Raw genomic sequence first — 23,754 nt, 5'->3', positions numbered from 1 at the left:
CCTAGTAGTCTTTTTCTGACAGGCGACGACCAATTTGGCCATCGTTTTCCTTTTGGACAAAGACATTGGCATTAACATAGGCAATGGAGCTAGCCTTCATAACATCGAAATCGACACCGGTAGCATTGAAAATGGTGCCTGTATCAACATTTTCAACGGATACCGCTACTCGGGCTTGGGCATCAATCCCATCGGTGATGGCATCAATACTGTAGCTGAGCAGGCGAACGGTTTGATTGAAGAATTTATCAATGGCATTGAAAGCCGCTTCAACAGAACCCTTACCGTTGGCCACCACATCCACGGCTTCGGCATCCTTATTGGTCATGGTAACGACGGCAGTAACTGTCTCGTCTTCGTTGGAGGTCAGCTTAAGGTCGGCAAAGTGGAAGCCTTCTGGATTCTCGATATCAGTCCCATCAACTAGGGCAATGATATCGGCATCTCTGATATCATGCTTCTTATCCGCCAATTTCTTGAACTTGGCGAAGAGTTCCTTGATTTCGGCTTCAGCAAAATCCAAATTTAACTCTTTGAGTTTTTCGATAAAGGCATGACGACCAGACAATTTGCCAAGAGGCAGAGAACTTTGTTTCACTCCAACCAATTCTGGGGTGATGATTTCGTAGGTCAACGGATTCTTGAGAACACCATCCTGGTGGATACCGGATTCATGAGAAAAGGCATTGCCACCGACAACAGCCTTATTCTTAGGCACAGGAATGCCTGAGAAACGTGAGACCATAGCTGAGGTGTTGACCGTTTCATTGAGGATGATATCACTAGTAGCATTGAAATAGTCTTCCCGAATTTTGAGGGCAACAGCCACTTCTTCCAAGGCAACATTACCAGCCCGCTCGCCGATACCATTGATTGTCCCTTCAACCCGACCAGCACCATTTTTAATGGCAGCTAGAGTATTAGCAGTCGCCATTCCTAAGTCATCATGACAATGGGGGCTGAAAATAATATCACGATCAGATTTGACATTTTCAATCAGGTATTCGAAAATATGCCCAAATTCTGTTGGGGTCGTGAAACCAACCGTATCAGGGATGTTGATATAGGTTGCACCCGCATCAACGGCTGTCTGGACAACCTGCAGAAGGTAGTCCAGCTCTGTCCGAGTCGCATCCTCTGGTGAGAACTCAACCACATCAAAGAACTGACGGGCATAGGTTACATGTTCCTTGATGACTTCCAAAATTTCTTCCTTGGACTTTTTCAGCTTAAATTCCCGATGGATTGGACTGGTCGCAATAAAGACGTGACATTGGGGATATTTGGCATCCTTGAGAGCCTCATAGCAAGCATCAATGTCAGATTTGACCGAACGTGCCAGACCCGTTACAGCCGTCTTTGTCATGGCTGCCGCAATCTGCTTGACCGCCTCAAAGGAATCGGGACTAGCGGCAGGGAAACCTGCTTCAATCGCTGAAATTCCCCACTTCTCTAATTGCTTGGCAATGGCGACCTTGTCTTTAATCGAAAAATTAACACCAGGGGTTTGTTCCCCATCACGAAGACTGGTATCAAGAAATTCTACCTTACGCATAATGACCTCTTTCTTTTGGATAATAGTTGATAACAAATTTTATGAAGCATTTGCAAGTCAGAAAGTAAAGCCTGCTTAGTAAGACTTGCTTTTGCATCTTAATAAAAAAACATCCCGCCAAGCAGGATGTTTGTCAATCCCGCTTGGTAAGCCAAACAGGACTAATGCTTTTGCACTAGCCCTCACACCTCAACAACAAGACTGTCATAGAACGTGTCTTCATTTGACTTTTTTCCCTTCGATGTTTCTTATTTATTATCCTAACCTATTTGAAAATCCTTGTCAAGTTTTTTTTAGAAATTTTCTGAAAAATCGCATAATTTAAAGAGGTAAATTTTTTTGTTTGAAACAGAGCCAAACATCAGAAAAAGGAACAGGGACACTGTTCCTTTTTCTGATGTTTCTACTTCTCTCCCAAAATCGAAGCGATTTTAGTATTGATCAGGTCGATGGCTACGGTATTGGAGACTCCTTCTGGGATGACGATATCCGCATAGCGTTTGGTTGGTTCGATGAATTGGTGGTACATGGGTTTGACTACGCTGGTGTATTGCTCGATGATGCTATCAAGACTGCGCCCTCTTTCCTCCATATCACGTTTAATCCGGCGAATAATCCGAATATCATCGTCGGTATCAACAAAGAGTTTGATATCCATGAGATCCCGCAGACGTTCATCTTCCAGCACCAGAATCCCTTCAACAATAAAGACATCCTGGGGTTCCTGACGATAGGTCTCGTTACTTCTGGTATGCTGGGTATAGTCATAGATAGGGATATCAACAGGACGTCCTGCCTGCAGTTCCTTGATGTGCTCAATCATCAGGTCGGTATCAAAGGCCAGAGGATGGTCATAGTTAGTTGACACCCGTTCTTCAAAGGTCAGATGGGACTGATCCTTGTAATAAGAATCGTGCTCAATCATAGCAATCTTGGAATGGGGAAAATGATTGAGAATTTCCCGAGAAACGCTGGTTTTACCACCACCTGAACCACCTGTCACACCAATGATAATTGTTTTTTTCTGCATAAGAACTCCAATACTATCTCCTATAAAATCATCCCCTATTATACCCTAAAAGATGGTATAATTAAAGGCGACTTTGAACTGAAAAGGAAGCAAACAAGCATGACTATCCAATTACCGCAAGCCCTAAGGGAACACTTAAAAGAAGACGACATTCAGGAGTTAACCCCAATCCAGGAGCGGGCCTTTGAGCCCATCAAGGCTGGCAAGAACGTCCTAGGTGTCAGTCCTACTGGCACCGGGAAAACCCTAGCCTACCTCCTGCCCCTGCTCAGCAAACTGACCAGTAAAAAGGCCCAACAAATTTTAATCTTGGCTCCCAATACAGAATTAGCAGGCCAAATTTTTGAGGTGACTAAGGAGTGGGCAGAGCCCCTGGGCTTCACCGCCCAAGTCCTCCTGTCAGGTTCCAGTCAAAAGCGACAGATTGAACGGCTGAAAAAGGGACCGCAAATTTTAATTGGCACTCCCGGTCGTGTCTTTGAGCTGGTCAAGCTTAAAAAGGTTAAGATGATGGCTGTGGACACCATCGTTCTGGATGAATTTGATGAGTTGCTTGGTGATTCCCAGTACCAGTTCGTCAGCAAGATTTGTCACCATGTCCCAAGAGATCACCAGCTCATTTACATGAGTGTCACCAATAAAATTGATCGGAAACAGTTGGCTGAAGACACGCTGGAGCTGGACCTGAGTGACCAAGAATTGGACAATATCAGTCACTACTACCTGCAGGTGGATAAGCGTGACAGGTTAGAGATTTTACGCAAGCTGGCCAACATTCCCGACTTCCGTGGCCTAGTCTTCTTTAATAGCCTTTCCGATTTGGGAGCTGCTGAAGAACGCTTGCAATTTAATGGGGCTTCTGCTGTTTCCCTGGCCAGCGATGTCGATGTCAAATTCCGTAAGGTCATCTTGGATAAATTTAAGAACTATGAGCTGGCTCTCCTGCTGGCGACTGATCTAGTTGCCAGAGGGATTGATATTGATAATCTGGAAACTGTCATTAACTATGAGGTCCCTAGAGACAAGGAAGCTTATACCCATCGAGCTGGCCGGACTGGCCGCATGGGCAAGGAAGGGAGCGTCATCACCCTAGTCAGTCACCCTCAAGACTTGAAGAAACTTAAGAAATTTGCGCAGGTTCAGGAAATCGGATTGAAGAATCAGGCCTTTTATTTGAAATAGATATGATAATAGCCATCCCAAGCAGGATGGCTATTATTGTCTCTTTTTTAGTTTGAAGCAGGTAGGAGGTGATTATGCTCATTTTACATCAAAACTTTCATTTTTGATACTTTCTAACGTAGCAAGTTTATCAGTGCTTAAAAGTCACTGATAAACTACAGTAATCGCTATGGCGACTTACCTAGCTACCTTACTAATTTCATTTTCAAAATAAGATCGATTTTGAAAATGAAATGTCGTTTAAAAGTGCGGACGCAAGCAAACTCCTCTCGGAGTTTCATTGCGACATGAGGTTAGGCTAGTCGGTTTTACTGGCCTAACTGAGTTAATCAGGGGACTAGCTAATCGCTATAGAGATTGGCGTTAGACATCGCTACTTTAGTAGCTGATGTCTTTGTCACGTGATAAATTTTGAGCCCCTTCGCTTTTGAATTTTCAGGCTCAGGCAGATTTAGTCCACCGGACTAAATCTCTCTCGAAAATTTCCGTTCTTAGCAACAATTGCCGTTGTTGCTAAGAATGCCACTTTGGCGAAAGTATCACTTTATCATTCTGTCATCCAACTAAAGTACTCAGCTTTTTTAGCGAATTGTATCCATGCTGGAGCAAAAGATAGCAGGTTTTGAACTTTAAAAAGTATTAACTAAAACCTTGCCTAGTTTTTCGTTTCCAGGCTTAGGATAAAAAAGTCCACAGGATTTTTTTTTATTTATTCAGCTCTGCCAAAGGACCGAAGACGATTTTTTCAATATCACTGAGATAAACAGATAGGGCTTGTTGGGCTTCTAGATAGGATTTGAGGATAGGGTTGGCTTCAATTTTTTGGCCCATTTCCTGCATTTTCTTTTGGTCGTCTTGACTTGGCATTTGTCCAGTTTGCATGGCCTTATAAACGCCTTCTTGGAAGCTGGTAAATTCAGTAAAGAGTTGCTTTGCTTCTTGATTGGCATCAACCTTAGCCTTTTGCTCAACCAGAGTTTGGTATTCTGGCAAGGCACGAATGCCACGTTCCAATTCATTGGCTAAATCATAAATGTTAGTTGTCATTTTTCTCTCCTTTTAATTGAGTCGCTTAACGGTTTTGTATCTTTTAGAGGGTCACATTGTAGTTTGGATCTTTAGCAAGCAGGTCCATTGCTCTAGCTTGGTCTTTTTGATTTTTTAAGGTAATTTGGAGAATCCCATTGATGTCTTCACGGTTTTCTTCATTAATACGGATATTCATGACGGAGATACCCCGCAGAATTTCCAGAACTTTAAGGATACTGTCCTCTTGGTCGGGAATGGTGACATAGAGGTCAAAGCCACTATCGATACCACCCTTTTTATGGATTTCCATAGTCTTTCTGGTCAAGCGAGCCTGATTAAAGAAATGCCAAATACCATCAGCATCATCGGCCTCAATCAGGTCAGCAACACTATCCAAGTGTCCCTGAAAATCAGCAATACGATCCAAGACCGCTTGCTTATTACTCAAAAGGATGGAGGTCCACATGCCCGGCTCACTTTCAGCAATTCGAGTCATGTCTCGGAAACCGCCAGCCGCAAAACGATTGGTCAGTTCGTGATCTTTGGCATAGGCCCCAGCCTGTTCCATCAAGCTGGCTGCCAGAATGTGCGGAAAGTGGGAAACCTGTCCAGTCACTCGGTCGTGCTCCGCTGCATCAATTTGAACAAAGCGAGCGTGGAGGCCGGTCAAGATTTCCTTCATCTGAGGAATAGTTGTTTCTCTGGTCAGACTGGTGGGGGTGAAAATGTAATAGGCATTTTCAAAAAGGTTAACATCCGCTGCAATGGCTCCAGATTTATGGGAACCCGCCATGGGATGGGAACCAACAAATTGAACCTGGCTGGGGTCTAAATAGGTTTCAGCCGCTGCCACAATTTCTGCCTTGGTTGAACCAGCATCAGTAATAATAACATTATCTTTTAGCGGCATGTCGGCCAAGGCTCTGATAAAGGCAATGGTTTGCTTGATGGGAACCGCTAAAATGATGACATCTGCTCTGGGAGCAAATTCAGCAAAATTAGCTGTTGCTTCATCAACAAGTCCCCTTTCCAGGGCGATATTGCGGGACTTATCTGAGCGATTGTAACCCAAGACTTCATAGTCTGGATGGTCTCGCTTGATGCCCAAGGCCAAGGAACCACCAATCAGTCCAAGACCTGCAATATAGATGGTTTTCGTTTCCATAAGTGCTCCTAAGCTTCTAATAAAAGTGGAAGCAATCAATTAGCAACTGCCAACCAATTCTCACTTTAATTTTGCAAGTTTGGGAAGTCAGCAACTCTTGCCTTTTGCCCCGAACTCATTTTCTCAGTTAGAAATTCTTAACGAAGTCCCGATGATGGGACAGGGCTTCTTTTAATTCTTGGAGATTGTCAGAAGTGAAAGTTTCAAGAATTTCATTGGCAATAACGGTCGCAACCACGGCTTCCATAACCACACCTGCGGCTGGCAGGGCCGTCGGATCAGACCGTTCAACGGTTGCCTTATAAGGTTCATGGGTTTCAATATCGACAGACATGAGAGGCTTATAGAGAGTTGGAATAGGTTTCATAACTCCGCGGATGACTAGGGGTTGGCCGTTGGTCATACCGCCTTCAAAACCGCCTAGATTGTTGCTCTTACGGGTATAGCCGTCTTTCGGGTTCCAGAGAATTTCATCCATGACCTGACTCCCCTTGAGATAGCCGTCCTTGAAACCCAGACCAAATTCAACACCCTTAAAGGCATTAATAGACACGACTGCTTGTGACAGTTTGCCATCCAGCTTTCTGTCCCACTGAACGTAAGAGCCTAGGCCAGCAGGAACGCCCCCAACCACAGTCTCGATGACGCCACCGATGGTGTCGCCGTCTTTTTTAATCTGGTCAATATAGTCCTTGATTTCTTGCTCCCGCTCTTGGTTGACAATAGAAACTTCTGACTTGGCAGCCAAATTCTTGATTTGAGCAACACTTAGGCCGTCAGGTACATCAATTTCCTTGCCACCAAAAACAACCACATGGTTGGCAATTTCAATATCCAACTCGGCCAAAATTCGCTTGGCTACAGCGCCGATAGCCACACGCATAGTGGTTTCCCGGGCAGAGGACCGCTCTAGGGAATTCCGCAAATCTTCAAAACGATACTTTATGCCCCCGACCAAGTCAGCATGACCTGGTCGGGGATGGGTGATTTTCCGCTTGGTCTTGAGCCGGTCTTCAATATCTTCGGCGGACATGATATCTAGCCACTTCTGGTGGTCCCGATTGACCACATCCATGGTGATGGGAGCACCTGTTGTCTTACCGTGGCGGACACCGGACGTAAAGACAACTTGGTCACTTTCAATCTTCATGCGTCCACCGCGGCCATAGCCACCCTGGCGCCGTTTTAAATCACCATTGATGTCTTCAGCTGTCAGGGGGAGACCCGCAGGTACCCCTTCAATAATGGCGGTCAGACGAGGACCATGTGACTCACCAGCTGTTAAATATCTCATCTATTTCACCAAATAGTCTTTCATTTCTGTCAAAGGAATTTGCTTGATAGTCGCTTGGCCAAGTTCAGGCACCAGAACAATTTTAATATCCTTGCCTCGAGCCTTCTTATCATGACTGAGAGCTGCGTGGAGCTTCTCGACATCCCAAGGCTCAAAATCAGTTGGCAGGCTAAATTTAGCACAGATATCAGCAATTTCTTGGGAAAGGCCTGCAGGCATAAGGCCTTTTCTTTCTGCTACTTTGGCAATCTGAACCATACCGATAGCGACTGCCTCGCCGTGCATGACCTTGCCGTAGCCAGCCGTTTGCTCAATGGCATGGCCGATGGTGTGGCCGAAGTTAAGGTGCATGCGGATGCCACCTTCAAATTCATCTTCCACGACAATCTTACGTTTGACATTGCAAGAATGGTAGATAATGGATTCAGCATGCTCAAGAATAGCTGTTCTTGTGCCAGACATAGACTGCAATTCCTGCCAGAGATCCAGGTCTGAAATCAGGCCATACTTAATGACCTCACCCATGCCTTCAACCAATTCACGACTTCCCAGGGTTTCTAGAGTATCTGGGTCAATCAGAACACCGTCAGGTTGGGCGAAAGTACCGACAATATTTTTAGCCCAAGGAGTGTTGACCCCTGTCTTTCCTCCAATGGAGGAGTCAACTTGGGCTGTCAGACTTGTCGGAATTTGTAGAAAATGGATCCCCCGCATATAGGTAGAGGCAACAAAACCAGCCAAATCTCCGACAACACCGCCGCCAAGGCCGATAACGCCGTCACTGCGAGTCATACCGACCTTAATCATAAATTCAAAGGCCTTGTTGGCTGTGATTAGAGTCTTGCTGGCTTCACCTTCAAGAAAATCAAAAACGTGAACCTCAAACCCTGCGGCTTCCAGTCTCAGCTTGACTTTTTCAGCATAGAGGCTGGCAACATGGTTATCAGTGATAAGGGTGACTTTCTGCGGTTTCCAAAGACCAGCTGCCCAGTCTCCGACCTTGCTCAGACATCCCTTTTCAATGACTAAGTCGTAGGGATTGTAACTCAAATCGACACGTAATTTCATACTGCCTCCTTTTGTTCCATTTGGCAAAAACTTATCAGGGATCTATCAAACTTTTTAGAAATCTCTAGCCTTTCTGGGCCTGCAAAGACTAGAAAAACTAGTTCAAGCGATTTCGATACCAATAATATCTTATCAATAATAGCTGGCATACCAAAGCTTATCGCTTAGACGTCGTAACGTTTTTCCAGCTCTTGCCAAATCTGATCGGTTGGCATAGATTGGTCGGTCCAAAGTTCAAAGGCTTTAGCTGCTTGATAGAGCAGCATGCCAAGCCCGTTACTAGCCTTGAGTCCCTTGCTTCTTGCATAGCTGAGGAAAGGTGTTTCAAAGGGTTGGTAAATGACATCAGCCACTCTTAAACCTGCTGGCAAAACTGTATTGTTAGCAATGACCATGGACTGACCATCCATACCAACGCTGGTCGCATTGACCAGTAAATCACTTTCCAAGATTTTTTCTTGAATCAGAGCTTGGTCTTCAACAGGGAAGACCTCTAGCTCAACACCGGTTGCTGCAGCATATTTTTCAGCCTTGGCCTTGGTTTCTTCCAAAAATTGGGTCTGGTTAAAGATATTAATCTTCTTGGCACCATTGAGGGCCGCCTGAACAATAAGCGAGGTGGCTGCCCCACCGCCGCCGAGAATTGTCATGATCTTATCTTTGACCGTGAAACCGTCATCTTTTTCCAATGCCTTAAAAAAGCCATAGCCATCGGTATTGTAGCCAATCAACTGTCCTTGACGATTGACAACCGTATTGACTGCTCCAATCAGTTGGGCAGCCTGGTTCAATTCATCCAAAAAAGGGATTACCACCTGCTTGTAAGGCATAGATAGGTTAATCCCAAACATATCGTAACGACGAACATTTTGGACAGACTCTTGCAAGTCCTCTTCAGGAATGTCCCAAGCGACATAAACGCCGTTGATACCACTAGCATCAAAGGCATAGTTATGAATAAAAGGTGAAATCGAATGTCTAATTGGTCGAGCAACAACTGCGGCCATGCGTGTGTGTCCATCAATCTGCATCAAGAATCTCCCTTACTTTAAACATATCTGCCAAACCGATTTGGCCTGGTGCACTTCCTTCATCGACACTGGCAAAGGTCCAAGACGAGCCCATCAAATCGCTGGCTAGACGAGAAACCTGACCTAGTTTGCCCATAGCCATGGTCACATAATCCTGTTCAGGATTGAGAACCTTAAAACCTCTGGTGAAATTCATTAGGTCCAAGACATCTTGTTCAGACTGAGGCATAACAGCCACCTTAACTACCCGAGGAGTCAGAGTTGTCAACTCAGACAGGATACCCATGAGGTTATCTGGGGTTTCCTCAAAATTATGATAGGACAAAATCAGATTTGGGAAGTCCAACATTTGTGAAAAAATATCCTGATGAGAATAGTACTCAAAATCAATATAGTCAGGGTGATAGAGGGAGGAAACCTCCTTAATCAAGCTGACATATTCCTCATCAGACAAAGAAATCTGACCACCTTCCGATTGGGTTCGCAGGGTAAAGATGATTTCTCGACCTGGAAATTTTTCAAAGATGGCTGGTGCTACATTGATAATGTCATCCTTAGGCAAAAAGTCTGCCCGCCATTCAATGATATCGGCATGGTCGTATTTAGCTACATCAAGCTGATTGACCTCGTCAAGGGAACGGGGCATTACGGGAACTACTATTTTCATATTATTACTACTCTACCTTTATTGTATATACTTTCAAATAATTACTGCTTTGATCAGCTTGATTGACTGCGAAATCAGCAGGCAACTGCTTTAAATTCAGATAATGGTGCTTGTAGCCAGCAAAGCCTTTTTCCAATTGCTTTTTGAACTGACCAACTGATAGATTGGAGGCATTGGTCGAAGCGATGATATGACCTCCAGGATTGATAATTTCCAGAGCTTGTGAAACTAACTTATGGTAATCTTTGGCGACTGAAAAGGTCTGCTTCTTATTGCGGGCAAAGCTAGGTGGATCAATGATGATCAGGTCGTAGGTCAGCCCCTTGCGCTTAGCATACTTATAGTAATCAAAAACATCCATAACAATCAACTTGTGTTGGTCCATACTTAAGCCATTGGCAAGAAAATGAGCCTGAGACAGCTCCCGAGAGCGCTTAGCTAAATCGACCGAAGTCGTCTCAAAAGCTCCTCCCATGGCAGCTGCTAGGGAAAAAGCCGCCGTGTAGGAAAAGGTGTTGAGAACTGTTTTCCCCATGGCTAAGCCATCGATAAGACTGGCTCTGACCTCATGCTGATCCAGAAAAATCCCTGTCATTAAGCCATCGTTGAGAAAAACGCTGTAGCTGACCCCATTTTCTAAAATCGTAAAGGTCTCAGGTGCTTCCTGACCATAGAGGTGGGCAGACTGGTAGTCCAGACCCTTAAAACGGATTTTCTCATAGCCACCGCCAAGCTCTGGATAAACTAGGCGGAAGGCTGCCACGATGCTATCTTTCAAACTATAGATGTAGGCATTGTACCATGAAAAGAGAGCATAATCACCGTAACGGTCAATGGTCAGCCCTCCTAAGCCATCGCCATCCTGATTAAAGAGACGATAGGCTGTAGTCAGGTCATCATTTTCATAGGTTTGGCGCTTGACTCTGGCTTTTTCAAAAAGATCGATAAAGAAAGGCTTATCTAATTGGACGCTCTTTCGTGAGACTAGCCAACCGATTCCCTTATTTTGCTTGGAAAGGTAGGCTGTCCCCAGAAATTTTTGCTTGGCATTATAGAGACCAAGCACTTGGTCTGACATCGAAAAATCATTAAAATCCTGTCCCTGAAGGAGTTGAATTCCACGATTGATTTTCTTTTCAACCAAGGCATCCACAATAAGCTTATTCATACTAAACATTGTACCAAAAAGTAAGGAAACTTTCTACCTCGTTTCCTATTCAACTTTTATTTTGTGGTATAATGTAAATTAGATTTTTTCTGAAATTAAAATTAACGAGGATATGGAATGAAAAAGTATTTAAGCCCTTTAAAGAAAATGGGCAAAATAATCAACACACGTTTAGGTTTTGTGTTAGTCCTTCTCTTCTTTTATTGGATTAAGTCCCTCTGGGCTTACAATATTGATTTCAATTTAGACTTAGAAAACACTTCTCAGACAATTGTTGCCATTTTCAATCCCCTACCGCTAGGGCTCCTGCTTTTGGGGCTACCGCTTTATTTCAAGAAGAGCAAGATTTTTTATCCCCTAGAAATTCTCATCTATTTGATTCTGAATATCCTGATTATCAGCAATGCTATTTATTTTAGGGAATTTACTGATTTTATCACCGTAAACACGCTGATGGCTAGTTCTAAGTCGGCAGCTGGTTTAGGAGATACGGCAGGTAACTTGGTTGAGCTTACCGACCTCTTCTTCCTGATTGATTTACTGGTCTTTATCCCTCTGCTCTTCTTCAAGAAGATGAAATCGGATAAGCGCCCCTTCAATAAACGGGCTAGCTTTGCCGTCACTGCTCTGTCAGTCCTTCTCTTTTCGGCCAATCTCTTCGCGGCTGAAACGATTCGTCCCCAATTATTGACTCGGGGATTTGCCAACTATTACGTGGTCAGAGGGATTGGACTTCCAGCCTTTATGACCTATAGCGCTAATCAAACCTATCAGGCCCACCGAGAAAGAAGCGCGGCAACTGCTGGTGACCTCAAGAAGGTTGATGCCTATGTCAAAAAGAATTACGCCGCCCCTAACAGCAAATACTTTGGTATCGCTAAAGGCCGTAATGTCATCGTCATTCACCTTGAGAGTTTCCAACAATTCCTCCTCGATTACAAGCTAAAATCAGATGACAAGGAATACGAAGTTACGCCTTTCCTAAATTCCCTCTATCACTCCAAGTCCTCTATCGCCTTCTCTAATTTCTTTAACCAAGTAAAAAATGGGAAGACCTCGGACGCCGAGACCATGATGGAAAACTCCCTCTATGGTCTTAATAACGGTTCCTACATGGTTAACTACGGTGGTGATAATACCGCCTATGCGACACCTTCCATCCTCGCCCAAAAGGGTGGCTACACCAGTGCCGTCTTTCACGGTAATACCGGAAGTTTCTGGAACCGCAATAATACCTATAAACAATGGGGTTACAACTACTTCTTCGACTCTACCTACTTCGAAAAGCAAGATGATTCCAACTCCTTCCAGTATGGGCTCAATGATAAGTACCTATTCAAAGACTCTATCAAGTATCTAGAACAAATGCAGCAACCTTTCTACGCTAAGTTCATCACAGTTTCCAACCACTACCCCTACACCAGTCTCAATGGCGACAAGAAGGAACTTGGTTTCCCTCTAGCTGATACCAAGGACGATACGGTTAACGGCTATTTCGCAACTGCCAACTACCTGGATTCGGCCCTCAAATCCTTCTTTGATTATCTTAAGGCTACCGGCCTCTACGACAAGTCTATCATCGTCCTTTACGGTGACCACTACGGTATCTCTAATGACCGCAACACGAGTTTGGCTCCGCTTCTGGGCAAAGATGCCGAGACCTGGTCTGATTACGACAATGCCATGATGCAGAAAGTCCCTTATATCATCAATATTCCGGGCTATACCGATGGCTTTATCAGCGATACCTATGGGGGTGAAATTGACTCCCTACCAACCCTGCTGCACCTCCTCGGAATTGATACCAAGGGTTACCTACAAATGGGACAAGACCTACTGTCACCACAAAATGATAATCTAGTGCCCCTGCGGACTTCTGGTTACTTCATTAGTCCAACCTATACTAGCTATGGTGGCAAGGTTTATTACACCCAAACTGGTCAAGAAATTACAGCACCAAATGCCCAAACCAAGGCTGACCTTGATAAGCTCAAGGATGCGGCAGCTGCTCAACTGTCTAATAGTGATGCCATTCAAACAGGAGACCTACTCAGGTTTGCTACCATTCCAGGCCTAAGCAAGACAGATTCCAGCCAGTACAATTACAACGGCGCCCTGAAGCAGATGGAAAAAATCAGTAAGAACAAGGGTGATAAGTCAACCAGTCTCTACCACAAAAAAGGAGACCAATCAACAGAGGATCTCTATCAGGCCAAGTCCTATGAAGAAATCCACGGTAGCTCTGATTCCTCCTCATCCAGCTCCAAGTAGGTCTGGAAGAAAGCAGATAGAATACAAATAAGCTGAGATTGAAAGTCTCAGCTTATTTTTTATCGTCAAAAAACTGACCCCTCTACAAAAGTGAAACAAATCAAAAAAGACCCCTACCATATAAATTGATGGTAGGGGAACACTTAGCTTAATGACATTGTACATCCTAGAGGGTCTTTGCTCTTATTTCTAGCTCTTAGGGTCTAAGGATTTATGGAGCTCCCTAATTCTAGCCCAAAATCGGTCTTCAAGCTTAAGCTCCTTCTAAAAAAGAAGACTTAGAAGCAGAAAACTTGAGAAAAAATTAGTCAGAGCATGAATGAGCCAACCATAGATAATACTCCCATCTGCCTTCTTAGCCATCAACCAGCCCAAAGCGTAGGCCATACCAGCTGTCAAAAGAAAGACCAGAAAGGCTGCTAAAAGATTGTACTTGGCCAATGCCAAGGTATGAAGGCTACCGAAGAGCAAGGCTTGAAGACTATTGCCCTTGACAAAGCCGAGCCTGGCCATCAGTCTTTTACCGAGAAAGCCTCGAAAGAAGATTTCTTCGCTAAGGGAAGTCTGAAAGACTGACCAGACAAGGATGACCAGTACCGTTTGCCAGGACCATCCCAACTGATGAAAGACCTGCGCTCGAAAATCAGAAAGCTGGAGGCTTCCAGTTTGGTAGAACCAAAGGTAGGGTAGAAAAGCTAGTAGAAAATAGGCTAGAAAAATCCCTAGCATGGGTTTCCAGGGCAGGGACTTGCTTGATTTTAGTCCCAGCCAAGAAAAATAGCCCTGAATTTTGTGCTGGCGAATGAAATACCAAACTAAGGAAAGCAGGATAACTAGACCTAGTTGCAAGAAAGCACTGAGTAATTGATTGATGACTAACATAAGATTTCTTCTCAAATTTAGACTTGACATGACGCAAAGCTTTTTCAGCTCAGCTGCTCAATCCGATTTTATTTTTATGGTAAACCTTATAGCTTTCAGAAATCTTAATTATTTTTGGTGAAGTCTCTCATTAGCTCAGGCTAGAATCTTAAAGCTACTTCTCCAACCTTAGTAGTCCGTAATTTCTGGGCGGTCATGAATGCGGGATTGTCTTCCCTGGCGGGCTTGAAGGACTACTTCGACATCCGCCAAGGACAGACCTGTTTCGACTAGGGTGACAGCTAGGTGATAGAGGAGGTCAGCTGTTTCGTTGGCGATTTCTTCCTTATTTCCATTCTTGGCGGCGATGACAACTTCGGTTGCTTCTTCTCCAACCTTCTTGAGAATCTTGTCCAGCCCCTTGTCAAAGAGATAATTGGTATAGGAGCCTTCCTTGGGATTGGCCTTGCGGTCCTGAGCTTCTTGGTAAAGTGTTTCTAACATAGCTTCCTCCTTATGAAATATAGCTGTCCTAATAAGTAGACCCTACCAAAGTTGATAAAAATGCTAAGCATGGGCCTAAGAATTTCTGCTGGACACCATTAATGGAATTTGTGACTTTATAAAATATCATTAAAAAAGCAAGAATAGGCACCGGTATGACAGGCGGCACCGATTTGCTCAACGGCTACTAGGAGCGTATCGCAATCACAGTCGGTCTTGATAGACTTGACCTTTTGGAAATGACCACTGGTCTCGCCCTTGTGCCAGATTTCCTGACGGGAGCGACTCCAATAGTGCATTTCTTTGGTTTTCAGGGTCAGGTCATAGCTCTCCTGGTTCATATAAGCCAACATGAGAACTTGCCCTGTTTGGTAATCGGTCACAATGACGGGAATGAGCCCGCCTTGCTTGGCAAAATCCAGCTTGATTTCTGTCATAGTCTGACCTCCAATCCAGCTTGAGCCATGACTTCCTTGGTCTCCGCAATAGAAATTTCCCCATAGTGGAAGATGGAGGCAGCCAAGGCTCCCGTTGCAGGGGTTTCCTCAAAAACCTGAACCATATCAGCTACAGACCCAGCACCACCTGAGGCAATAATGGGAACATTGACTAGGTTAGCTACAGCATTCAGCATGGACAAATCAAAGCCCGACTTGGTACCATCCTTATCCATAGAGGTCAGAAGGATTTCGCCTGCTCCTAGTTGCACGGCCTCCTGAACCCAATCCAACAAGTCACGGCCAGTATCCTTGCGACCCCCAGCCACGTAGACATGCCAGTTGCCGTCTTCCTGCTTCTTGGCATCAACAGCTAGGACCACGCACTGACTGCCGAATTTCTGGGAACAGGCCTTAATCAGCTGGGGATTAGCTAGAGCAGAGGAATTGACCGCCACCTTGTCGGCACCCGCCTTGAGCATGCGGTTCATGTCCTCAACTGAGCGAATGCCACCACCGACCGTAAAGGGGATAAAGACCTGATCTGCCACCCGCTTGACCATTTCCACGGTCGTATCGCGTTTTTCATGAGTGGCCGTAATGTCCAGAAAGACCAGCTCATCACAGCCAGCCTGATAATAGGCCTGGGCTGAGTCCACGGGATCACCGACATCGGTCAGATTGACAAAATTGACCCCTTTGACCACACGCCCGTCCTTGACATCCAGACAGGGAATAATTCTTTTTTTCAGCATAGCTAACCTCCGAAAGCTTTGAGCTCGGCTAGGCTAATATTGCCACTGTAGTAGGCCTTACCAACGATGGCAGCTGGCAGACCAATCTTGGCCAGCTCCTCCAAATCCGAGAGCTGGGCAATGCCACCAGAGGCAATAACTTGGGCTGATGTCAACTTGGTCATCAGGGCTTGATAGTGCTGGAGATTGGGACCAGCTAGAGTACCATCCCGATCAACATCGGTATAAACAAAGAGTCTAACGCCGATTTTTTCCATGGCCAGAGCTAGGTCCAGATAGTTGACCTGGCTGGTTTCCAACCAACCTTCGGTGGCCACCAAGCCTGACTTGGCATCAATCCCAACGACAATGCGGTCTGCTCCAAATTTTTCCAAAGCAGCTTGGACGAAATCGGGACTCTTAACTGCCATGGACCCGATAATCACACGGTCAATGCCTACTTCCAAATAATCCTCAATCTGTTCCAGAGTGCGAATGCCACCCCCGACCTCGACACCCAGACCAGTAGTCTCTTTTATCTGGGCGATCAGGTCACGATTGCTGGCCTTGCCCTCCAAGGCACCATCCAAATCTACCACATGGATAAAGCGGATGCCAGCTTCCTTGAAAAGTCGAGCCTGGCCAAGAACATCGGGATTGACCACCGTCTGCTGGGCAAAATCCCCTTTAAAAAGGCGGACGGCTTGACCATTCTTTATATCAATGGCGGGTAGAATTTGCATAAACAACCTCCGAAAATGCTTGTAAGATACCCAAGCCAACCTGACCGGATTTCTCTGGGTGAAATTGGGCCCCAAAGACCAAATCTCTATGAATCATGGCAGGAATTTCTAGGCCATAGTCTGCTGTGACATCAATATAGCCTTCTGGAACATCAGTGTAGTAGGAATGAACAAAGTAGACAGCCTGTCCATCAAGACCTGCTGTTAGCGAGCTAGCCTTTTTGACCTCTAAATCATTCCAACCCATATGGGGAACAGGAAAAGAGGGCTGGCTGGGAATGGGCCGACAGGTGCCTGGAATTAGACCCAGACCTGGAGTCTGACCATGTTCCAGACCTTGCTCCAGAAGAATTTGCATGCCCAGACAGATCCCCAGCAGAGGTTTGCCGGCTGCCACTGCAGTCTGAATAACCTGAACCAGCCCTCGCTTTTGCAGCTCGGCCATGGCGCTAGCAAAAGCACCCACACCCGGCAGAATCAAGCCGTCAGCCTCAGCCAGAACCTGAGGGTCGGCTGACAATTGTGCCTGGATTCCCAATTTAGCCAAAGCCCTCAGGACATTGGTAGTATTGCCAGCATCGTAATCAATGACAACCATCTTCATATCAGAGCATTCCTTTGGTCGAATTGACCCCGTGAATTTCAGGGTTGAGGGTAATGGCTTCTCGTAGGGCCCGCCCTGTTGCCTTAAAAAGACTCTCCGCCTTATGGTGGTTGTTTTTGCCATGGAGAATGGTCAGATGGAGATTCATCTGAACATTAAAGGCCAGGGCTTGGAAGAATTCTTCCACCAACTCGGTGTCGAATTTGCCCAGCTTGGGATTGTCAAAGCTAGCTTCAAAAACCAGATAGGACCGGCCTGACAAATCAAGGCTGGCCATGCCCAGAGTCTCATCCATGGGCACAAAACTGGTCCCGTAGCGGTTGATACCTGCCTTGTCACCCAGGGCCTGCTTAATGGCCTGCCCCAGAACAATACCGACATCTTCGACCGTGTGGTGGCTGTCCACCCAGGTGTCCCCATTAGCTTCCACCACCAGAGAAATTCGGCTGTGACGAGCAAAAAGGGTCAACATATGGTCAAAGAAGCCCACACCCGTCTTAATATCAACTGGCTCTTGGGCATCCAAGTTGAGGCTCAATTTTATATCTGTTTCTGCTGTTTTACGTTCAATACTTGCTTGTCTCATGCGGTCTCCTTTTCCCTCAAATTAATCAAGACTGCTTCTAATTGCTCATCCTGTCCATATTCATAATATAATCAAGGACATCCGTTTTAGCTATTAGCTTTTCAACAATTGGTCTTTCCAGTTGTTTTAACAACCAGCTTATATTTCTTTTTACGAGTTTGTTAAATGCTTTTACCTGATCCGTTTCTCTAACCTTGCGGTCAGCATCTTATGCAGGATAACCGATTCCAAATTCACCCGCAAACAATTTTTCTAAACTATATTCTAAATTAAGTTTACCCAACCAGCCATAACCTAGCCCAAGAAGAAATGAAATAGCATTGCCATCATTAATACGCCCGAAAAGAAAGGCATCCTGAGGATTTTGAACAAAACCGTAAAGTACCCCAGGCAAAGTATTGCAAGCTAGTGCCATACCTTGACCAGATGAACAGCCTGTAATAATAAAATCAACTGATTTACTGGATAGTAAAATTGAAATAAGCAGGGCAATTTCAGTGTATGAATAATTTGCTTCATCTTCAAAAACACCAAAATTCACTATTTCGTGGCCAAGAGGAGATGCAACCTTTTTCACTATTTCTGTCAGCACCTTGTTTTTATCAGCTTGTGTACTCGCCTGAATGACTGCAATTTTCATGTTTGCTCTCCTTGAACACCCTCCAATATCTCAATTACCTTGTAAAGATTTTTCTCGTTGATTTGATAGGGGGCTTTTTGGCGGACCAGAGGTTTTGCACAGAAGGCGATACCGATGCCGGCTGCTCCTATCATAGGCAGGTCATTAGCCCCGTCCCCCATGGCAATGGTTTGACTCATAGCTAAATCATTCTCTACCGCCCAGTCCTGCAACTTCTGCAATTTGACGGACTTAGTGACAATGAATCCCAACACGCGACCTGTCAATTGGCCGTTAACTACTTCCAAGCGATTGGCCTGGACATAATCAATTCCCAAGCGATCAGCTAGGACATCAACCGTTTCGTGAAAACCACCAGAAACTAGACCGACCTTAATACCTCGGGTATGGAGCTCGTCAACCAGTTCTTTCGCTCCTGGGGTGAAATGAATCTCAGCCAAGACGTCATCAAAAATGCTTTCTGGTAGGCCCTTAAGCAGGCCAACTCGTTCTCGCAGGGCGGCTTCAAAATCTAGCTCCCCCCGCATAGCTCGCTCGGTAATGTCAGCGACTTTGGCACCAACACCGGCTTTTTCCCCCAGAATGTCAATGCCCTCTTCGAGAATCAGGGTGCTATCCACATCCATGACCAGAAGTCCCTTAGTTTTTGTCATTTCTCACCTCTATTGCTTTAGCATGGGCCTGCAAACCTTCGGCATAGGCCAGGGTCGTAATATCTTTCTCAGCCAAGTTAACTGCTGCCTGGCTGTACTGGGTATATTGAATCCGTTTGATAAAGTCATGAACTCCAAGAGCCGAAGAAAAACGACTGGTGGCTGTTGTTGGCAGGACGTGGTTGGCACCAGCATAATAGTCGCCGATAGGCTCACTGGTAAAATGGCCCAGAAAGACAGAGCCAGCATTTTGAACCCGGTCTAGGTAGTCATAGGCCTGGTCCATAGCAATTTCCAAGTGCTCAGGAGCCACCTGATTCATGAGGTCAAACATGCCATCGGCATCCCGGGCAATGATAATCCGACCGTTGTTTTGAACCGAAGCTCGGGCGATTTCCTCACGAGGCAGGCTGGTCAGTTGTTGCTCAATCTCTTGCTCAACGGCTTGAGCCAGTTCGGCCGAATCGGTCACCAGAATAGCTCTAGCCCGCACATCGTGCTCTGCCTGAGAGAGGAGGTCGGCTGCCACGTATTTAGGATTAGCCGAATCATCTGCGATGACCCCGATTTCTGACGGACCGGCAATCATATCAATACCAACCAAGCCGTAGACCTGCTTCTTGGCAGTCGCTACGTAGATATTACCTGGTCCCGTAATCTTGTCCACTTTAGGAATGGTTTCCGTCCCGTAAGCCAGAGCCGCAATCCCTTGGGCTCCACCGACCTGATAAATCTTATCCACACCGGCCAACTTAGCCGCAACCAGAATAGCTGGCACAAAGTGCTCTTGAGGAGGCGTAATCATGATGATTTCCTTAACCCCCGCAATCTTGGCTGGAATAATATTCATCAAAACGGAGGATGGGTAGGCAGCTGTCCCACCAGGTACATAGACCCCAACCCGCCCAATAGGCCGAATAAGCTGACCGCGGATAACACCCTGACTAGGCTGGTCCTCAAAGCCCTGCTCCACCTGTTGACGGTGGTAGGATTCGATATTGGCCTTGGCATTTTCCAGAGCCGTCAGGGCTGTCGGATCCACTTCATCGAAGGCCTGGTCAATCAAATCTTGACCGACTTCCAGATTTGTCAGCTTAACCTTATCAAACTTCTCCGAGTAGTCTCGCAGGGCCTGGTCACCGCCCTCCTTGACTGCCTGGATAATTTGGCGGACAGCTTCTTCCACATCCAGATTTTGGCGACTGAGCTCCAACTGCTCGGCAGCTAAAATCCGAGAAATTTCTTCATTAGTTCCACTTAATCGTTTCATTGGAAAGGCACCTCCTCTTGGCCAACTTGGGCTTGAATCTTCTTGATAAAGGGCAGGACTTGCGACTTATTCTTGAGGGAAGCTGGATTGACAATCAAGCGGGCCGAAATCCGACAGATGTCTTCAAAAACTTGGAGACCATTGGCCTTAAGAGTCGAGCCGGTCTCGACAATATCGACAATAGCATCGGCCAGACCGACAACAGGGGCGATTTCCACACTCCCTTGGATAGAAATAATCTCAACATCCTCGCCCTTTTTATTGTAAAAATCAGTCGTTACGCTAGGGTATTTGGTAGCGATCCGCTTACGCTTGTGGTCGTTAGGGTCAAAGCTAGGAATGGAGGCTACCGCAAATTTACAAAGACCAAAATTCAAGTCCAGCATTTCCAGATAGCCATTGGGATGCTCAATTAAGACATCCTTGCCGACCACGCCCAAATCCGCCACCCCATGGCGAACATAGGTCGTCACATCTGGTGCCTTGACCAGGAGAAAACGAAATTGCTTATCGGGGCTCTCAAAAATCAAATTCCGACCCTTATCGGCCATGAAAGACATATCAAAGCCTGCCTTTTCCAGTAAATCCAGGGTTGACTTCTCAATCCGCCCCTTGGTCAGGGCAATGGTTAAACGCTCACTCATGCCAGATCACCTCCTTCCAGACTATCATGTACGGCCTGATAAACACTATCCAAATCAACAGCCCAACCGACGGCCGTCAATTCCTTGGCACCGAAACGCTCAAAAAGTTTGTCATAACGGCCACCGGAAACAAAGGCATCGGGAACGTGGGGACCGAAAACCTTGAACATCATACCTGTATAATAGGGCATGCTAGGAATCTGGGCTAAATCCACCGTGGTCTGGGGCAGGAAGCGATGAATATCCTGCAGCATGGCCTCCAAATCAGAAATAGCCGCCAGAATTACCTTATTCTTGACCAACTGACAAGCCTGGGCCAGAACCTGATGGCTCTCACCAAAGAGGAAGGGCAGCTCCCGCAGAAACTCATCAAATTCACTAGGGTGGGCCTGGGTAAAGCTATTGAGACCTGTAATGTTCCTTTCTAAAATAGCAGATCGCAGATTTTCGAGACTGCTAGCATCCAGCTTGAGAGCCTCAAAGATGGTCTGCAGAATGGCTGCGTGAGAAAATTCAAACTGGTAGACCTTGACCCCAGCCACATCTAGGGCCGATCTAGCGGTCAGGACAGCTTCCTTGAGAGCCTTATCGGCCGGGAAACCAACAATTTCTACCCCAGCCTGGGTGTGCTCATTGAGGAGCCCCCGCAACTCTTCATTGGACTTAAAGACCTTGCCCGAATAAGAAAATTTAATGGGAGTCTCCACCTTGGTCGAAGCGATAACCCGACCGATTTGACTGGTAATGTCAGGTCGCAAGCTAAGCAAGTCCCCCGACTTATCGAAGAGGTGATAATGATTTGGCTTGAGCTGGTCACCAAAGACCTCGAAATGCTCCAGAGTCGGCGTCTCAATCCGATTAAAGCCCTGCTCAATCAGCAAATCGCTAATATCTCGCTCCAGGCGATAGATGGTCGTCGCCCGTTTAAATAATTTATCGTGCATCCCAACTGGGAGTGTTGTTTTCTTCATCCAAGCACCTCCTGAATTACCATGACGACCTTCTCCATCTCCTCTTGGCTACCGATGGAAATTCGCAGATAGTCCTTGATTCTCTCTACCTTTGGAAAATAGCGGACATAGATTTTCTTACTTTCTAGATAGTTAAAGAGCCCTTCCGTCGGTACTACCGGCTTGGTCAAGATGAAATTGGCCGAGCTAGGCAGGACCTCAAAGCCCAGAGCCTGTAATTCCTCGCTAAACCAGTCCCTGGTTGCCATAATCTTTTGACAGGTATCTTCATAATAGGCCCAATCCTGAACAGCTGCCGTCGCTAATCTTTCCGACAGGCTGTTGACATTGTAGGGATTGACCGAATTTTTAACGGCCTTGATAACGGCCATCAGCTCAGGGTCGCCAATACCGTAGCCGACCCGGAGACCGGCTAGGGCAGCATCCTTAGAGAAGGTTCGGGTAATAAAGAGATTAGGATAGTTTTTCAAGAGGGGCAGGGCCGTCTGGCCACCGAAATTAATATAGGCTTCGTCAACAATGACAACTACTTCTGGATTAGCCTTAAGGATGGTTTCCAGCTCCTCCAGAGACTTGTAAATGCCCGTCGGAGCATTGGGATTAGCTAGGACAATACCGCCATTGTCGACCAAATAATCTGTCATATCAATCTGGAAATTCTCATTGAGAGGGATTTCGTGGTAGTTGATATGGTAGAGATCAGCCCAGACCTTGTAAAAGCCATAGGTCAAGTCAGGAAAAAGAACTGGCAAATCGTTGTTGAAGAAGGCTTGGAAAGCCAGAGAGAGGATATCATCTGAGCCATTCCCGATGATAATCCAGTCGGGGTCTATCTCCAATTCCTTGCCTAGGGCCTGACAGAGGCCTTCTTGGTCTAGGGTAGAGTATTTACGCAAGTCCTGACTGTTAAAATCAGCTAATGCCTCAGCCACCCTAGGGCTGGGGCCGTAGGCATTTTCATTGGTATTGAGTTTAATCAACTGCTTGCCCTGGGGTTGCCTCCCCGCTACATAGGGCTCAATCTCTCTTAGACCTCTCATCATAAGAACCTCCTCTAAATTTGGAATAGGGGGTTGGAAAACTAGTATCGCTTTGCTGAAGCTGGGACAAAAGCTCCTAACCTCCTTACTTTTCAAACATCTAGCAGTTTGACGCAGTGGTTGATTGGAAGTCCGTATTCCTTGCTAGGCAAGTGATAGGTCCAACAGTCTGGGAGACTGTTGGAGAAAACCAAGTCAACTGTGCGGAGGCGGGACGACAAAATCGATTTCTCCGAAATCACGATCTTTATCCCGCTCTCTTGGTAATCGTTAAGAATTTTAAGGACCCTAGTTCTCGCTACCACACTAACTGCGTCAATAGCTCTAAATTCGACTTTGCCTTTCGGGATTTAGCGGAACGTAGTTTTCGCTTTGCTCAAACTGCATCAATGTCTCTAAGCTCTGTTTCGCATTCGCTAAGAGGCATAGAAAAAAGCCCTCGCAAAAAAACTTGCAAGGGCGTTAAAACGCGGTCCCACCTTATTTCGAAAGGCAGTCGCCCACCTTTCCTCACGAAGTCATTGACTTCCGGTCGGTAACGGGACCAGCCGTCAGGCACTACTGAACTCTTCGCACCTGCACTCAAGAATGTGTGACCAAACCCTTG

The 23,754-nt window shown here is 45.9% G+C and carries 24 protein-coding genes; 2 read left to right on the top strand and 22 right to left on the bottom strand.

All coding sequences use genetic code 11. The features are described from left to right. Position 1 precedes the first annotated feature (1 nt). A complete protein-coding gene (locus tag BS63_RS0110445) occupies positions 2–1,555 on the bottom strand; it encodes a 2-isopropylmalate synthase (RefSeq protein WP_002962954.1) in 1,554 nt (517 codons plus the stop codon). A 403-nt stretch (positions 1,556–1,958) separates the two neighbouring features. Further along, positions 1,959–2,585: a uridine kinase gene (gene udk / locus BS63_RS0110440; RefSeq protein WP_002962953.1), complete on the bottom strand. Its 627-nt coding sequence runs from the start codon at positions 2,583–2,585 to the stop codon at positions 1,959–1,961. Between the two features lie 99 nt (positions 2,586–2,684). Between udk and BS63_RS0110435 the strand changes: the two genes are divergently transcribed. Beyond that, positions 2,685–3,767 (top strand): DEAD/DEAH box helicase, encoded by a 1,083-nt coding sequence (locus BS63_RS0110435; RefSeq protein ID WP_002962952.1) that lies wholly within the window; start codon positions 2,685–2,687, stop codon positions 3,765–3,767. A gap of 705 nt (positions 3,768–4,472) precedes the next feature. On the opposite strand, the gene BS63_RS0110430 is transcribed toward BS63_RS0110435, so the two are convergent. From BS63_RS0110430 to BS63_RS0110395, 7 genes are all read right to left on the bottom strand, one after another. After that, entirely contained in the window at positions 4,473–4,814 is a 342-nt protein-coding gene (locus BS63_RS0110430; RefSeq protein WP_002959116.1) for a YlbF/YmcA family competence regulator, read from the bottom strand. 43 nt (positions 4,815–4,857) lie between these two features. Further along, the gene (locus BS63_RS0110425) at positions 4,858–5,961 is read right to left on the bottom strand and encodes a prephenate dehydrogenase (protein ID WP_002959117.1); all 1,104 of its coding nucleotides are present in this window, start codon (positions 5,959–5,961) and stop codon (positions 4,858–4,860) included. Positions 5,962–6,088: 127 nt separating this feature from the next. Beyond that, positions 6,089–7,255 carry a chorismate synthase gene (gene aroC / locus BS63_RS0110420; protein WP_002959118.1) on the bottom strand — a complete coding sequence of 389 codons (1,167 nt, stop codon included), beginning with the start codon at positions 7,253–7,255 and terminating at the stop codon, positions 6,089–6,091. Then, positions 7,256–8,323, bottom strand: a complete 1,068-nt coding sequence (aroB, locus tag BS63_RS0110415) for a 3-dehydroquinate synthase (protein ID WP_002959119.1) — start codon at positions 8,321–8,323, stop codon at positions 7,256–7,258. It abuts the gene before it with no gap. A 164-nt stretch (positions 8,324–8,487) separates the two neighbouring features. Further along, positions 8,488–9,354: a shikimate dehydrogenase gene (locus BS63_RS0110405; RefSeq protein WP_002959121.1), complete on the bottom strand. Its 867-nt coding sequence runs from the start codon at positions 9,352–9,354 to the stop codon at positions 8,488–8,490. Further along, a complete protein-coding gene (gene aroD, locus BS63_RS0110400; protein ID WP_021673864.1) occupies positions 9,344–10,021 on the bottom strand; it encodes a type I 3-dehydroquinate dehydratase in 678 nt (225 codons plus the stop codon). The genes BS63_RS0110405 and aroD overlap by 11 nt, the downstream gene beginning before the upstream one ends. 7 nt (positions 10,022–10,028) lie before the next feature. Beyond that, the gene (locus tag BS63_RS0110395; RefSeq protein WP_002959124.1) at positions 10,029–11,189 is read right to left on the bottom strand and encodes a class I SAM-dependent rRNA methyltransferase; all 1,161 of its coding nucleotides are present in this window, start codon (positions 11,187–11,189) and stop codon (positions 10,029–10,031) included. Between the two features lie 117 nt (positions 11,190–11,306). Here BS63_RS0110395 and BS63_RS0110390 point away from each other — a divergent pair, with 117 nt between their 5' ends. Beyond that, positions 11,307–13,460, top strand: a complete 2,154-nt coding sequence (locus BS63_RS0110390; RefSeq protein ID WP_002959125.1) for an LTA synthase family protein — start codon at positions 11,307–11,309, stop codon at positions 13,458–13,460. Between the two features lie 264 nt (positions 13,461–13,724). On the opposite strand, the gene BS63_RS0110385 is transcribed toward BS63_RS0110390, so the two are convergent. The 13 genes from BS63_RS0110385 to hisC form a co-directional block, all read right to left on the bottom strand. Beyond that, positions 13,725–14,342, bottom strand: coding sequence for a CPBP family intramembrane glutamic endopeptidase (locus BS63_RS0110385; protein WP_002959127.1), 618 nt, complete (start codon positions 14,340–14,342; stop codon positions 13,725–13,727). 168 nt (positions 14,343–14,510) lie between these two features. Continuing rightward, positions 14,511–14,825, bottom strand: coding sequence for a phosphoribosyl-ATP diphosphatase (gene hisE / locus BS63_RS0110380; RefSeq protein ID WP_002959130.1), 315 nt, complete (start codon positions 14,823–14,825; stop codon positions 14,511–14,513). 116 nt (positions 14,826–14,941) lie between these two features. Next, positions 14,942–15,262, bottom strand: coding sequence for a phosphoribosyl-AMP cyclohydrolase (gene hisI, locus BS63_RS0110375; RefSeq protein WP_002959132.1), 321 nt, complete (start codon positions 15,260–15,262; stop codon positions 14,942–14,944). Then, a complete protein-coding gene (gene hisF / locus BS63_RS0110370) occupies positions 15,259–16,017 on the bottom strand; it encodes an imidazole glycerol phosphate synthase subunit HisF (RefSeq protein ID WP_002959135.1) in 759 nt (252 codons plus the stop codon). The genes hisI and hisF overlap by 4 nt, the downstream gene beginning before the upstream one ends. 2 nt (positions 16,018–16,019) lie before the next feature. Next, positions 16,020–16,739 (bottom strand): 1-(5-phosphoribosyl)-5-[(5-phosphoribosylamino)methylideneamino]imidazole-4-carboxamide isomerase, encoded by a 720-nt coding sequence (gene hisA / locus BS63_RS0110365; RefSeq protein WP_002959136.1) that lies wholly within the window; start codon positions 16,737–16,739, stop codon positions 16,020–16,022. Next, positions 16,717–17,343 (bottom strand): imidazole glycerol phosphate synthase subunit HisH, encoded by a 627-nt coding sequence (gene hisH / locus BS63_RS0110360; RefSeq protein ID WP_002959138.1) that lies wholly within the window; start codon positions 17,341–17,343, stop codon positions 16,717–16,719. The genes hisA and hisH overlap by 23 nt, the downstream gene beginning before the upstream one ends. Position 17,344: 1 nt before the next feature. Beyond that, on the bottom strand, positions 17,345–17,929 hold the full coding sequence (gene hisB, locus BS63_RS0110355) for an imidazoleglycerol-phosphate dehydratase HisB (RefSeq protein WP_002959140.1): 585 nt from the start codon (positions 17,927–17,929) through the stop codon (positions 17,345–17,347). A gap of 208 nt (positions 17,930–18,137) precedes the next feature. Next, the gene (locus BS63_RS0110350; RefSeq protein WP_002959143.1) at positions 18,138–18,569 is read right to left on the bottom strand and encodes an RpiB/LacA/LacB family sugar-phosphate isomerase; all 432 of its coding nucleotides are present in this window, start codon (positions 18,567–18,569) and stop codon (positions 18,138–18,140) included. Further along, complete coding sequence (gene serB, locus BS63_RS0110345) at positions 18,566–19,222, bottom strand: phosphoserine phosphatase SerB (protein WP_002959145.1); 657 nt, start codon at positions 19,220–19,222, stop codon at positions 18,566–18,568. The genes BS63_RS0110350 and serB overlap by 4 nt, the downstream gene beginning before the upstream one ends. After that, positions 19,209–20,492 (bottom strand): histidinol dehydrogenase, encoded by a 1,284-nt coding sequence (hisD, locus tag BS63_RS0110340; protein ID WP_019775658.1) that lies wholly within the window; start codon positions 20,490–20,492, stop codon positions 19,209–19,211. Before hisD ends, serB begins: the two co-directional genes overlap by 14 nt. Next, on the bottom strand, positions 20,489–21,136 hold the full coding sequence (gene hisG, locus BS63_RS0110335; RefSeq protein WP_002959149.1) for an ATP phosphoribosyltransferase: 648 nt from the start codon (positions 21,134–21,136) through the stop codon (positions 20,489–20,491). The genes hisD and hisG overlap by 4 nt, the downstream gene beginning before the upstream one ends. Continuing rightward, a complete protein-coding gene (locus BS63_RS0110330) occupies positions 21,133–22,107 on the bottom strand; it encodes an ATP phosphoribosyltransferase regulatory subunit (protein WP_002959151.1) in 975 nt (324 codons plus the stop codon). Before BS63_RS0110330 ends, hisG begins: the two co-directional genes overlap by 4 nt. Then, positions 22,104–23,150 carry a histidinol-phosphate transaminase gene (gene hisC, locus BS63_RS0110325; RefSeq protein WP_028798579.1) on the bottom strand — a complete coding sequence of 349 codons (1,047 nt, stop codon included), beginning with the start codon at positions 23,148–23,150 and terminating at the stop codon, positions 22,104–22,106. The genes BS63_RS0110330 and hisC overlap by 4 nt, the downstream gene beginning before the upstream one ends. Between the last annotated feature and the right edge of the window lie 604 nt (positions 23,151–23,754).

The organism is Streptococcus sobrinus DSM 20742 = ATCC 33478 (assembly GCF_000686605.1).
GTDB lineage: Bacteria > Bacillota > Bacilli > Lactobacillales > Streptococcaceae > Streptococcus > Streptococcus sobrinus.
Note: the sequence above shows the minus strand (reverse complement) of the source record. Positions and strands in the feature narration are given on the sequence as shown.